The 12379-nt window shown below is 72.2% G+C and carries 14 protein-coding genes; 9 read left to right on the plus strand and 5 right to left on the minus strand.

The window, feature by feature from the left end; all coding sequences use genetic code 11:
- The first annotated feature begins 134 nt into the window (after positions 1 to 134).
- On the plus strand, positions 135 to 848 hold the full coding sequence (locus AB0M93_RS15610) for a response regulator transcription factor (RefSeq protein WP_364273532.1): 714 nt from the start codon (positions 135 to 137) through the stop codon (positions 846 to 848).
- A complete protein-coding gene (locus AB0M93_RS15615) occupies positions 845 to 2266 on the plus strand; it encodes a HAMP domain-containing sensor histidine kinase (protein WP_364273535.1) in 1422 nt (473 codons plus the stop codon). Before AB0M93_RS15610 ends, AB0M93_RS15615 begins: the two co-directional genes overlap by 4 nt.
- On the opposite strand, the gene AB0M93_RS15620 is transcribed toward AB0M93_RS15615, so the two are convergent.
- On the minus strand, positions 2238 to 2894 hold the full coding sequence (locus tag AB0M93_RS15620; RefSeq protein WP_364273539.1) for a pyridoxamine 5'-phosphate oxidase family protein: 657 nt from the start codon (positions 2892 to 2894) through the stop codon (positions 2238 to 2240). The two genes, AB0M93_RS15615 and AB0M93_RS15620, sit on opposite strands and share 29 nt — an antisense overlap.
- Before the next feature lie 80 nt (positions 2895 to 2974).
- Here AB0M93_RS15620 and AB0M93_RS15625 point away from each other — a divergent pair, with 80 nt between their 5' ends.
- Together AB0M93_RS15625 and AB0M93_RS15630 are read left to right on the plus strand one after the other, a co-directional pair.
- Positions 2975 to 4345, plus strand: coding sequence for a PLP-dependent aminotransferase family protein (locus AB0M93_RS15625; RefSeq protein WP_364273541.1), 1371 nt, complete (start codon positions 2975 to 2977; stop codon positions 4343 to 4345).
- 904 nt (positions 4346 to 5249) lie between these two features.
- Complete coding sequence (locus tag AB0M93_RS15630; RefSeq protein ID WP_364273544.1) at positions 5250 to 6344, plus strand: D-alanine--D-alanine ligase family protein; 1095 nt, start codon at positions 5250 to 5252, stop codon at positions 6342 to 6344.
- On the opposite strand, the gene AB0M93_RS15635 is transcribed toward AB0M93_RS15630, so the two are convergent.
- The gene (locus AB0M93_RS15635) at positions 6341 to 6880 is read right to left on the minus strand and encodes a DUF3515 domain-containing protein (RefSeq protein ID WP_364273547.1); all 540 of its coding nucleotides are present in this window, start codon (positions 6878 to 6880) and stop codon (positions 6341 to 6343) included. The genes AB0M93_RS15630 and AB0M93_RS15635 overlap by 4 nt on opposite strands.
- Before the next feature lie 66 nt (positions 6881 to 6946).
- The gene (locus AB0M93_RS15640; protein ID WP_003091994.1) at positions 6947 to 7180 is read right to left on the minus strand and encodes an Lrp/AsnC ligand binding domain-containing protein; all 234 of its coding nucleotides are present in this window, start codon (positions 7178 to 7180) and stop codon (positions 6947 to 6949) included.
- A gap of 137 nt (positions 7181 to 7317) precedes the next feature.
- Here AB0M93_RS15640 and AB0M93_RS15645 point away from each other — a divergent pair, with 137 nt between their 5' ends.
- Positions 7318 to 8274: a thiamine-phosphate kinase gene (locus AB0M93_RS15645; RefSeq protein ID WP_364273550.1), complete on the plus strand. Its 957-nt coding sequence runs from the start codon at positions 7318 to 7320 to the stop codon at positions 8272 to 8274.
- A 16-nt stretch (positions 8275 to 8290) separates the two neighbouring features.
- Positions 8291 to 8770 carry a GNAT family N-acetyltransferase gene (locus AB0M93_RS15650; protein WP_364273553.1) on the plus strand — a complete coding sequence of 160 codons (480 nt, stop codon included), beginning with the start codon at positions 8291 to 8293 and terminating at the stop codon, positions 8768 to 8770.
- Here AB0M93_RS15650 and AB0M93_RS15655 read toward each other — a convergent pair.
- Positions 8757 to 9911 carry a glycoside hydrolase family 27 protein gene (locus AB0M93_RS15655; protein ID WP_364273556.1) on the minus strand — a complete coding sequence of 385 codons (1155 nt, stop codon included), beginning with the start codon at positions 9909 to 9911 and terminating at the stop codon, positions 8757 to 8759. The two genes, AB0M93_RS15650 and AB0M93_RS15655, sit on opposite strands and share 14 nt — an antisense overlap.
- 92 nt (positions 9912 to 10003) lie before the next feature.
- Here AB0M93_RS15655 and AB0M93_RS15660 point away from each other — a divergent pair, with 92 nt between their 5' ends.
- From AB0M93_RS15660 to AB0M93_RS15670, 3 genes are all read left to right on the plus strand, one after another.
- A complete protein-coding gene (locus AB0M93_RS15660) occupies positions 10004 to 10534 on the plus strand; it encodes a gamma carbonic anhydrase family protein (RefSeq protein WP_364273559.1) in 531 nt (176 codons plus the stop codon).
- Positions 10535 to 10564: 30 nt separating this feature from the next.
- Positions 10565 to 11242 carry a uracil-DNA glycosylase gene (locus AB0M93_RS15665; protein WP_364273562.1) on the plus strand — a complete coding sequence of 226 codons (678 nt, stop codon included), beginning with the start codon at positions 10565 to 10567 and terminating at the stop codon, positions 11240 to 11242.
- 61 nt (positions 11243 to 11303) lie between these two features.
- The gene (locus AB0M93_RS15670; RefSeq protein ID WP_364273565.1) at positions 11304 to 12071 is read left to right on the plus strand and encodes an alpha/beta hydrolase; all 768 of its coding nucleotides are present in this window, start codon (positions 11304 to 11306) and stop codon (positions 12069 to 12071) included.
- A 51-nt stretch (positions 12072 to 12122) separates the two neighbouring features.
- Here AB0M93_RS15670 and rpmB read toward each other — a convergent pair whose 3' ends face one another.
- Positions 12123 to 12314, minus strand: coding sequence for a 50S ribosomal protein L28 (gene rpmB, locus AB0M93_RS15675; RefSeq protein ID WP_003091970.1), 192 nt, complete (start codon positions 12312 to 12314; stop codon positions 12123 to 12125).
- Positions 12315 to 12379 lie beyond the last annotated feature (65 nt).

Consider the following 12379-nt stretch of genomic DNA (forward strand, 5'->3'; position numbering starts at 1 on the left):
ATTCCCCTTCGGTTCGGTTCACGAAGGCCAGCCTCGCCGCCCGTCCTGTGGCGAGTCTGGGTACCGGCTGTCGGAATCCTGTCGGCCGCCCCGTCCGGTCGCCCGGCCCGCGCGCGGCGGGAGAAGATGCAGGGGTGCAGACTCCCGACCCCGTGCGCCTGCTCGTCGTCGACGACGAGCCGCACATCGCCGACCTCGTCGCCACCGTCGCCCGGTACGAGGGCTGGCAGGCGGTCACGGCCGGGACCGGGCAGGCCGCGCTGAGCCGGGCCGCGGAGTTCGGGCCGGACATCGTCGTGCTCGACCTGATGCTGCCCGACCTCGACGGCTTCACCGTGCTCGACCGCCTGCGGGCGGGCGGCAACGCGGTGCCCGTGGTCTTCCTCACGGCCAAGGACGCGACGGCCGACCGGATCGCCGGGCTCACCCGCGGGGGTGACGACTACCTCGTGAAACCGTTTTCGGTCGAGGAGCTGATGGCGCGGCTGCGGGCGGTGCTGCGGCGCAGCGCGGGTGCCGCGCACCAGCCGGAAGCGCGCGGTGCCGTGCTGCGGGTCGGCGACCTGACCCTGGACGAGGACACCCGCGAGGTCCGCCGCGGCGACCGCGTGGCCGAGCTCACCCCGACCGAGTACGAGCTGCTGCGCTACCTCATGCGCCGCTCGCCCGCGGTGCTGACCAAGGCGCAGATCCTTGACCACGTCTGGGAGTACGACTTCGGCGGCCGGTCCAATGTGGTCGAACTGGTCATCTCGCACCTGCGGCGCAAGGTCGACGCGGGCGGCGGCGAACCGCTGATCCACACCGTGCGCGGCGTCGGCTACGTCGTGCGGCAGGCTCACCGGTGAAGGGCTTTTTCACCCGGTGGTACGGGGCTTGGCAGCGCACCCGGCTCGGCACCCGGATCACCCTCGGCCTCGGCGCGCTCGCGCTGGTCGTGTTCGCGGCGGTCGGCGTCACGACGGTCGGGATCATGCACGGCTACCTCGACCGGCGGCTCGACGAGCAGCTGTCCAAGAGCCAGAACGGGCAGCTGCCGCTGCTGCGCGAGACGCACGGCTCGCCGCAGTCGGTCTACTCGTGGTACTCGGCGCTGTACAAGATCCAGGGCGGCGTGGCCGTCCCGGAGCGGGGCGGCCAGCTGCCCGGCGACGCCGAGCAGCTGGCGAACATCGCCGCGGAGGCGGTGAACGGCGACGTCACACGCGACATCTACCTGCGCGACGACGGCCCGTACCGGGTCCGCGCGTGCCCAGTCGACACCGACTCGGTGCTGCTGTCCGCCGCGCCGCAGAAGGACCTCGACGGAACGGTCCGGCAGCTGATCGGGGTCGAGGTCGGCGCGTTCGCGCTGGCGCTGGCCGTACTGGTGGTCGTAGGACGGCTGGTGCTGCGCCGCGGCCTGCGCCCGCTGGCCGACATGGCCGGCACCGCACACGACATCGCCTCCCACGACCTCACGGCGAACCCCGCCCTGCCGGTGCGCGCCGCGGGCACCGGCGGCGGCGCCGAAGTCGACGAGCTGCGGACGGCGTTCAACGTCATGCTGGCCCACATCGACACGTCGCTGGCCGCGAAGACCGAGGCCAACGAGCGGCTGCGCCGGTTCGTCGCGGACGCTTCGCACGAGCTGCGGACGCCGCTGACGTCGATCCGCGGCTACGCCGACCTCTTCCGCTACGCCGCGGCGAACGAGCCGGCGGAACGCGAGGCACACCTGGCGAAGATCCGCGAGGAGACGGCCCGGATGACCGTCCTCGTCGACGACCTCCTGCTGCTGGCCCGGCTCGACGCGCGGGCCACCGAGGCGCCGCTGCGGCCCGAGCGCGTCGACCTGGCCGAGCTGGCCGGAGACGCGGCGGACGCGTTCGCCGCCGGCCGGCCGGACCACCCGCTGACCTCGTCGCTGGCGACGGCGTTCGTCGACGCCGACCCGCTGCGGCTGCGGCAGGTGCTCGACAACCTGCTGGCCAACGCCGCCGTGCACACCCCGCCGGGGACGTCGGTGCACGTTTCGGTGGCGGCTTCGGGGGCCGAAGCGGTCGTCGCCGTCACCGACACCGGGCCGGGGATCGCGGTGGCGGACCAGGAGCGGATCTTCGACCGGTTCTTCCGCGTCGACGACTCCCGCACCCGCGGCAACGGCGGCACCGGGCTCGGGCTGTCGGTGGTCCAGTCCCTGGTCACCGCGCACGGCGGCACGGTGTCGGTGGCTTCGTCGCCGGGCCGGACGACCTTCAGCGTGCGGTTGCCGCTCGCGCGGTGACGTGCTCCGGTGTGGTCCAGCCGGGGGAGAGGTCCGCGGACGGCTCCGGCGTGCCGTAGACCGTCCGCACCGGCAGCACCCCGGCCCAGGCGGTGTCGGCCTCGATGTCTTCGGGCTCGTCGTCCGGGCCTTCGGCGCGCATCTTCACCGACGCCTCGGCGAGGTCCAGCGCGAGCACGGACACCGCGGCGAACTCCTTGGCGTTGACCTCGCGCGCGTGCGCCCACGACCCCGGCGCGAGGTGGTCGGTGAGGACCTTCAGGCCGTGCATCTTCGCTTCCGCGTCCAGGACGGGCTTCGCCTGGCCGAGGATGACGGCGCTGCGGTAGTTCATGGAGTGGTTGTTGACCGAGCGCGAGTAGACGATGCCGTCGAGGAGCGTCACCGTCACGCAGACGTCGAGGCCGTCCGCCGCGGTGCGGAGGCTGGCGGCGCCGGTCGAACCGTGCAGGTACAGCGTGTCGCCGTCTCGGCCGTAGCCGGTGGGAAGGACCAGCGGTGCGCCGTCGCGGACGATCCCGAGGTGGCAGATGAGCCCCTCGTCGAGGACGGCGTGCAGCGCGGAGCGGTCGGTGACAGCGCGGTGCTTCTTGCGGCCGAGCGTGGTGCGGGGCGTGGTCGACAACATGCGACCAGCGTCTCCCGCGCCAGTGGCCTCGGAAAACGGCCACTTCTCGTACACTTGGGAAGTCCACTCGAGGAGGCCCCGTGACCCACGCCGACACCGCGCTCCCGGTCAGCCTCGACCGTTCGGCGGTGACGCCACTGGCGGTCCAGCTGGCCGACGCGCTGCGCGAAGCGGCGGCGAGCGGCCACCTGCGCGGCGGCGACCGGCTGCCGTCGACGCGGGCACTGGCCGGCCGCCTCGGCGTCAGCCGCACGGTGACGTCCGCGGCGTACGAGCAGCTGCACGCGGAGGGCTGGATCGCCGGGCGGCACGGCTCGGGCACGTACGTGACGACGCCGCCTTCTTCCTCGGCTTCGGAGGTCCCGGCGCCGGCGGTCCCGGCGGTCGAGGCATCGCCGCCGGTGCTGCTCGACCTCAGCCCGGGCGCACCGTGGGCGGCGGGCCTGGACCGCGCGGCCTGGCGCCGCGCCTGGCGGGCGGCGGCCGACCCGGAGCCCTTGGTGCGGGCCCACCGGGCGGGCCTCCCGGAGTACCGCGCGGCGGTGTCGGAGCACCTGCTGCGCCACCGGGGACTGGCCGCGGGCTCGGTCCTGGCGACCGGCGGCACGACGGCGGCGGTGGTGGAGCTGGCGGCGGCGGTCCTGGAGCGCGGGGACGTCGTCGCGGTCGAAGAGCCGGGCTACCAGCGGGCGGTGCAGGCGTTCCGGCGGGCGGGGATGCGGGTGGTGGGCGTCCCGGTGGACGACGAAGGGTTGCGGCCTTCCGCGATTCCGGCGGGTGCGCGGGCGGTGTACTGCTCGCCGGCACACCAGTACCCGATGGGCAGCAGGCTGAGCGCGGCACGGCGGGTGTCGCTGGTGGAGCGGGCGCGGGCATCGTCGATGCTGGTGATCGAGGACGACTACGACGGAGAGCTGCGGTTCGACGTGGCGCCGCTGCCGATGCTGGCGGCATTGGCACCGGACGTCGTGGCGCATCTGGGGACCACGTCGAAAATCCTCACGCCTACGTTGGGGGCGGGATGGATGGTGGCGCCGGAGGCGATCACTTCGGCGGTACTGGCATACCGCGATTCGACCGGGACACGGCCGTCACCGGCGGGACAGCGGGTGTTGCACGAGTTCGCGCGAAACGGAGACCTGGGCCGCCACCTGCGAAAACTGCGCCGCGAGATGGCCGAGCGGCGAACGTTGCTGGCGGGAGCGTTGTCGGCGGCGGGCATCCCGGTGCGCGGGGACGACGCCGGAGCGCACCTGGTGGTGCCGTGTTCGTCGGCTTCGGTGGAGGCATCGGTGATCTCGGCGGCCGAGCGGCGCGGGATCCGGCTGGACGGGCTGGCGCGGCACTTCGCCGGGCCGCCTTCGGTGTTCGGGGTGGCGATCGGGTACGCGGGGTGTTCGCGGGAGGCGCTGGTGGCTGCTTTGCCTACCTTGGTGGCTTTGCTGCGGTGAGCTCTGGGTTGTGCACAGGGCTGTTGTGATGTGGAGAAGCTCGGTCTGGGCGGGGTTTTTCGGGCGTTGGGGTCAGTGGGGGTGGATATGGTCAATTTGGTGGTGGTTCCCCCTGGGAGGGCGGGTCCTGTTCGGGTGAGGGGCGATGGGGCTGCACGATCAGGTGTGGCGAGTGGACCTGCGGGGTGAGGTTGGGTTGGGGAGCTGGGTGGGTGGATCCGGCTTGGCGGGCGCGGGTCGCATACCTGGGGCCAGGCGGCCCTGGTGCTGCGGACCAGGCTGGGGGAATCCGGGCGAGACAGATGCGGCCTTGCCGATCCGGCTCAGTGGGACTGGTGCGGCGGCTCGGCTCGCGGACCCGGCTTGGTGGGCGCGGCTGGCGGATCTGGCTTGGTGGGCGCGGCTGGCGGATCTGGCCCGGCGGACCCGGCCTGGCGGACCCGGCCTGGCGGACCCGGCCTGGCGGACCCGGCCCGGCGGATCTGATTCGGCGGACCCGGCTCGGCGGGCTCGGCCCGGCGGACTTGGCCCGAGCGGGCGCGGTTCGTGAGCTCGGCCCGGTGGACTTGGCGCCGGCGGCCGCGGTTCGTGAACCCGGCCTGGCGAACCGGCCTGGCGAACCGGCCTGGCGAACCGGCCTGGCGAACCGGCCTGGCGAACCGGCCTGGCGAACCGGCCTGGCGAACCGGCCCGGCGGGCCCGGCGGGCCCGGCGGGCCCGGCGGGCCCGGCTCGGCGGAACTGGTGCGGCAGGCCCGGCCCGGCGAATCCACAACCCGCCCACCAACCCCCTCGACACACCAGACGTGCCAACCCCGTCACCCGTTGCGTTCACCGCTCGACGGGCGCCACCCGGCGCACCGGGCTGGGCTGTTCCGCGAGGTCACCGGGTACCGTGGCTCACCATGAGCGAGAAGATCCGGGTTGCCGTCGTGTTCGGTGGGCGCAGCAGCGAGCACACCATCTCGTGCCTTTCCGCCGGCAGTGTCCTGGGGCACCTCGATCCCGCGCGGTTCGAGGCCGTTCCCGTCGGGATCACCCGGGAAGGCCGCTGGGTGCTCGGGACCGGCGATTCCGCCCAGCTCGCCATCCGGGGCCGTGAACTGCCGTCCGTCGACGGGGGGAAGGGGCTCGTTCTCGCCGGTGATCCGTCCAGCCAGGGGCTCGTTGCCGTGGAACCCGGGCGGGAAAGCGAAATGCTGTCGCGTGTCGATGTCGTCTTCCCCGTGCTGCACGGGGCCTTCGGTGAGGACGGCACCATCCAGGGCCTGCTCGAACTCGCCGGCATCCCGTACGTCGGGCCCGGGGTGCTCGCCAGCGCTGCCGCCATGGACAAAGAGACCGCGAAGAAACTCCTGGCCGCCGAAGGGCTTCCGGTCGGAACCTACGTCGCCCTGAAGCGTGGACAGTCTACTTTGGAGCAAACGGACCGGGAGGAGCTCGGGCTGCCCGTGTTCGTCAAGCCGTCGCGTGCCGGCAGCTCCGTCGGGATCTCGCGCGTTGCCGACTGGGCCGAACTCGACGCCGCCGTCGAACTCGCGCGGGCTACCGATCCGAAGGTTCTCGTGGAGGCCGCCGTCGTCGGGCGTGAGGTCGAGTGCGGTGTCCTCGAATTCCCCGACGGCCGCGTCGAAGCTTCGCTGCCCGCCGAGATCCGTGTGCTGTCCGAGGACGAGAACGCCTGGTACGACTTCGAAACCAAGTACCTCGGTGACGACGCCGAGCTCGACATCCCGGCCAAGCTCGACGACGCCCTCACCGAGAAGCTCCGCGCGATGGCCGTCGAAGCGTTCCGGGCCCTCGACTGCCAGGGGCTCGCGCGCGTCGACTTCTTCGTCACCGAAGACCACGAGCTGGTCATCAACGAGGTCAACACCATGCCCGGCTTCACGACGAAGTCCGCCTACCCGAAGATGTGGGAGGTCACCGGCATGGACTACCCGACGCTGCTGACCACCCTCGTCGAGACCGCGATCGCGCGCGGAACCGGGCTCCGCTAGCCGAAACGCAGCGGCCGCGCGGGCAGCTTCGCGGCCACTGTGTCCGAGATCTGCTGCAGCGGGCCCGTTCCGGCGCTGTCCGGCACCGTCAGCGCCGCGTAGACCTCGCGGTCCACCACGTACCACGTCGACGCGCCCTCGCCCGGCACCTGCAGCCACTGGACGCCGTTCACCAGCCGCAGCTGCGCCGACGGCGTCAGCTCCGGCGGCCGGTCCAGGCCGCACCGCAGCACCAGCGGGTCGGTCGTGCCCCAGGCCACCGTGGCGGGCGGGGCCGGGGACGCCAGGGAGCGCACCTTCAGAGAAGCGCCGTTGGACGTCAGCTCCGTCGGGACCGCTCCCAGCAACGTCGTGCACCCCGGTGACCCCGCGGACGGCGCGGGCACCGGGACGAGCGGCAGGGGACCGGAATCCGCGGAGTCCGCGGGGGGCCGGGTCAGGGCTAACACGGCGACGGCGACCGCCAAGGCCACGGCGAGCGCCGCTGCCGTGACGAGGACCACCCTCGGTGGGGCACCGGTGTCGGATTCAGGCACCCGACCATGACACCACTGCGGTCAGTTCCGGGGGTCTGGGGGTCGTCCCCCCAGGAATGACGCTGCTCAGAGGTGGACGACCGGGCAGGTCAGCGTCCGGGTGATGCCCTCCACGTTCTGCACCTTCGCGACCACGAGCTGGCCCAGCTGGTCGACGTTGTCGGCGGCCGCGCGGACGATCACGTCGTACGGTCCGGTGACATCCTCCGAGCTGGTCACACCCGGGATGCTGGAGATCTCGGCAGCCACCGCGGCCGCCTTGCCGACCTCGGTCTGGATGAGGATGTATGCGTGGACCACGGCGCGCCCTTTCGTCGGGATCTTGTCTCTCAAGGTAGGAACGTCATCAGCAACGTATCGCCAGCTCACGGAAAAACATAGGGCATCCGACTATCGGTGATCGATCTTTGTCCCGGTAGAGAAAGCAGAGGTGACCGGTGTCACCGAACGACGGAACGGTCGCCGAGACCGGCGAGTTCGCGCTCATCCGCGCCGTCACCGAAGGACGGCGCCAGCCGCCGGGCACCCTGCTCGGCCCGGGTGACGACGCCGCCGTCGTCGCCGCCCCCGACGGGCGGGTGGTCGCCAGCACCGACGTGCTCGTCCAGGGCGTGCACTTCCGGCTCGACTGGTCCTCGCCCGAGCACGTGGGACGCAAGGCCGTCGCGGTCAACCTGGCCGACATCGCCGCCATGGGCGCCACCCCGACCACCGTCCTGGTCGGCCTGGCCTGCCCGCCCGACACACCGAGCGACGTCGTCAAGGCGCTGACCGACGGTATGTGGGCCGAAGCGGAACGCGCCGGGGTCGGTGTCTCCGGTGGCGACATGGTGCGCGCCGACCAGCTCGTGATCAGTGTCACGGCGCTCGGTGACCTCGGCGACCGCGAGCCCGTGACGCGCTCGGGGGCCCGGCCCGGCGACCTGGTCGCCGTCAACGGGCGGCTCGGCTGGGCCGCCGCCGGCCTGGCCGTGCTCGGCCGGGGCTTCCGGTCCCCGGTCGGGGTCGTCAACGCCCAGCGCTGCCCGGAGCCGCCCTACGAGGCCGGTCCGCGGGCCGCGCTGGCCGGGGCCACCGCGATGATCGACGTCTCCGACGGCCTGCTCGCCGACCTGGGCCACATCGGCGAGGCATCCGACGTCGGCATCGACGTCCGCACCGCCGACCTCGACATCCCGGCCCGGCTCACCGAGGTCGGCGCCGCGCTGGGCGCCGACCCGCTGGACTGGGTGCTCACCGGCGGCGAGGACCACGCACTGGCGGCCACCTTCCCGCCGTTCACCGAGCTCCCGGACGGCTGGCGCACGATCGGCGTCGTCACGATGGCCGGCTCCGGCATCACCGTCGACGGGAAACCGTTTTCGCGAGAAGGCGGCTGGACGCACTGGCGCTGATCTAGGCTCCGGAAGCGTGAGAATCGTTCCGGTCCCCTACGACCATCCCGACGCGGCCACGCTCATGGCCGCGGTGCAGCAGGTGTACGTCGAGCGCTACGGCAGCGAGGACATCACCCCGATGACCCCGGCCGACTTCGATCCGCCGCAGGGCGTGTTCCTCGTCGGCTACCAGGGCGACGAGCCCGTCGCGTGCGGGGCGTGGCGCGCCCACGACGGCCCCGAGCCCGACTTCCAGGACGGCGACGCCGAGTTCAAGCGGATGTACGTGGCCGATTCCGCCCGCGGCCGCGGGTTCGCCCGGATGATCCTGTCCGAGCTGGAGCGCACGGCGGCGCTGTGCGGCCGCAAGCGCGCGGTCCTGGAGACCGGCACCAAGCAGCCGGAAGCGATCGCGCTGTACACGTCGTCGGGGTACGTCGAGATCCCGAAGTTCGGCGTCTACCGGAACGAGCCGGAAAGCCGTTGCTACGGCAAGGACCTCACCTCGGTGTGAGCTTCAGCAGGGCCGCCGCGTGCGGACGCAGCGTCGCCGAGACGCCGGTTCCGGCGTCCCGGTGGGCCCAGAGGTCGCGGACCTGCCACGCGCCGGGAACCGACGCGGAGACGGTCGCGGTGGTGCTGCCGGTGTTGAGCAGCACCACCGCGAAACCGCCGCCGGACAACGGTTTTCCCCACACCTGGTAGCCGGGGCCCGCGGCGAGCCGCCGTCCCTGGCCGCCCGCGAAGTCCTGGTCGACCGCGATCGCCTCGGTGTTCCCGAGCGTCGCGAGGTCGGTGTCGCTCAGCTTCGCCGGGTCGGTGCCGGCGAACAGCGGCGCGTTGAGCACGGCCCAGACGCTGAAGTGCGCGCGGGCCTCGTCGGCGGTGAGGGTGCCGTTGCCGACCTGCAGCATGTCGGGGTCGTTCCAGCCGCCGGGCGAGCCGCTGTGCACGGCGACGGCGGCCTGCTGGTCGATCGTCGCGAGCACCGAGTCCCAGGTAGGGACCAGGTCGTAGGTGGTGCGCCACAGGTTCGCCACCGGCCGGGCCCAGGTCCACGGGCTGGAGACGCCGTATTCGGAGATCGCGTAGACGATCGGCCGGGGCAGCGCGGCGAGCTCGTCGCGCATCTTCTCGAACGCGGCCTTCCGGTCGAGGCCGTCGACGGTGTCGGCGTTGCACCAGTCGTACTTGAGGTAGTCGACACCCCAGCGGTCGAACGTTTCGGCGTCCTGGCGCTCGTGGCCGAGCGAGCCGATGCCGGCCGCCGGGTAGGCGTCGTTCGCCATCGCGCAGGTGCGGCTGCCGGGGACGGCGTAGATGCCGAACAGCAGGCCGCGGGAGTGCACGTAGTCGGCGAGGTCGGCGATGCCGTGCGGGAACCGCTTCGGGTCCGGCTGCAGCGACCCGTCGGCGGCCCGGGCGGGCGCCTGCCAGCAGTCGTCGACGACGACGTACTTGTAACCCGCGTCACGCAGGCCGCTGTCGGCGAGCGCGTCGGCGGCCTTGCGCACGACATCCTCGGTGAGGTCGTAGCAGCGGACCTGGTTCCAGCTGTTCCAGCCCATCGGCGGGGTCCCGGCCAGGCCGTTCGCGAGTGCCGGGGTGGCCACGGGCAGGCTGAGCAGCCAGGTCAGCACGACGAGCAGGAGCACGAGGCCCGTGCTCCCGGTACTGGCGTTCCTTTCCGCGGCGATGGCGTGATCCAATCGCACCGGAAGTGAAACCGCAGTCACCCGGAGGCGGCATGGCGATCTACGCACTCGGTGATCTCGAACCGACGATCCACCCCGACGCCTACGTCCACCCCGACGCGACGGTGATCGGCGACGTCCGGATCGGCGCGCACGCGTCGGTGTGGCCGCAGACCGTGCTGCGCGGCGACCACGGCTACATCGAGATCGGCGAGCGCTCGAACGTCCAGGACGGCTGCGTCCTGCACTGCACCGAGCGGCACCCGACGATCCTCGGGCCGTCGTCGGCGATCGGGCACGCGGTGCACGTCGAGGGCGCGACGATCGGCACCGGCTGCCTGATCGCCTCCGGTTCGGTGGTGCTGAACGGCTCGGTCATCGAGGACGGCGGCATGGTCGGCGCGGGCGCGGTGCTGTCGTACGGCTCACACGTGAAGACCGGCGAGATCGCCTTGGGCGTGCCGGGGAAGGTGCGCGAGAACAAGTCGTTCAGCGCGGAGAACATCGCGCTCGTCGTGGATTCGTACGTCAAGCGGGCGCAGCGGTTCCGCGCCGAACTGAGGCGGCTCGACCCGCTCGGGTGACGCCGGCCACGCCCGGTAGGCTTGCGCGCCGTGACCGCACGACCGCTGCAGGACATCGTCGAGGCAGGCTGGGCGAAAGCCCTCGAACCGGTGGCGCCGCAGGTCGCCGCGATGGGGGAGTTCCTCCGCGCGGAGATCGCCGCGGGCCGCACCTACCTGCCGGCGGGTGAACACGTGCTGCGGGCGTTCCAGCAGCCGTTCCACGACGTGCGCGTGCTGATCGTCGGGCAGGACCCGTACCCGACGCCGGGGCACGCGGTGGGCCTGAGCTTCTCGGTGGCGCCGGACGTCCGGCCGATCCCGAAGAGCCTGGTCAACATCTACAAGGAGTACGTCGACGACCTCGGCCACCCGCTGCCGTCGAACGGCGACCTGACGCCGTGGGCCGACCAGGGCGTGCTGCTGCTCAACAGGGCGCTCACCGTGCAGCCGGGGAAGTCGAACTCGCACCAGGGCAAGGGCTGGGAAGAGGTCACCGAGCAGGCGATCAAGGCCCTCGCGGCCCGGTCGGAGCCGATGGTGGCGATCCTGTGGGGCCGCAACGCGCGCAACCTGCGGCCGATGCTGGGCGAGGTGCCGTGCATCGAGTCGGCGCACCCGAGCCCGCTCTCGGCGCACAACGGCTTCTTCGGATCGCGCCCGTTCAGCCGGGCGAACCAGCTGCTGGAGCAGCAGGGCGCGGCGCCGGTGGACTGGAAACTGCCGTAGGTTCGGTGTCCGGATCCGCGTGACGGCTCCGACCGAGGGGAAACGGATCCTTGGAGGGCACATGAACGTCACATCGGCCGACGGCACGACCATCTTCTTCGAGCAGCGCGGCGACGGCCCGCCGGTGATCTTGGTCGGCGGCGCGTTCAACGACCGGACGACCACGGTGGGCCTGGCCGAGGTCCTGGCCGGCGACTTCACGACGATCGTCTACGACCGGCGCGGCCGGGGTGACTCCGGCGACTCGGCCGAGTACGCGGTCGAGCGCGAGATCGAGGACATCGCGGCGCTGATCGCCCAGGTGGGCGGGACGGCGTCGGTGTTCGGCCACTCGTCGGGCGCGGTCCTGGCCCTGGAGGCGGCCGCGGCGGGGCTCCCGATCGAGCGCGTGGTGGCGTACGAGCCGCCGTACGCGACCGACGAGCACCCGCGCGACGTCGTGGCCGAGGTGCGCGCCCGGCTGGCGGCGGGGGACCGCGACGGCGCGGTGGCGACGTTCCTGAAGGTCGCGGGCACGCCGGAAGAGATGATCGAGGGGATGAAGCAGGCCCCGGTGTGGGGCTGGTTCACGGCGCTGGCGCACACGCTGCCGTACGACCTGACGATCGTCGGCCCGGACGCCCGCCCGCGGACGGAGAACCTGGCCCGCATCAAGGTGCCGGCCTTGGTGATCGGCGGCGGCGCGAGCGACGACACGCTCCAGGCGGGCGCCCGCGCGGCGGCCGCGGCGGTGCCGGGTGCTCGTCACGAGACGCTGGAGGGGCAGGACCACGGGGTGCTGCAGTACCCGGAGACGCTCAAGCCCCTGCTGACGGACTTCCTGAAGTAAAGAAAATGGCGGGTGCTCCGAGGAGCACCCGCCATTCGAACTCTTCTCGCCTCAGCCGCGAACGACCTTGCCCGCCTTGATGCACGAGGTGCACACGTTCAGGCGCTTGCGCTGGGACACACCCACCTTGGCGTGGACGGTCTGGATGTTCGGGTTCCACCGGCGGTTGGTACGGCGGTGGGAGTGCGAGACCGACTTGCCGAAGCCGGGTCCCTTGCCACAGACGTCGCACACGGCAGCCACGTCGAACTCCTTTGGATCTGGGTCATAGAAATGAGCCCAGATGCACTGGGCAACTCGACCATAGT

The sequence above is a fragment of the Amycolatopsis sp. NPDC051102 genome, from assembly GCF_040682815.1.
Classification (GTDB): Bacteria; Actinomycetota; Actinomycetes; order Mycobacteriales; family Pseudonocardiaceae; genus Amycolatopsis.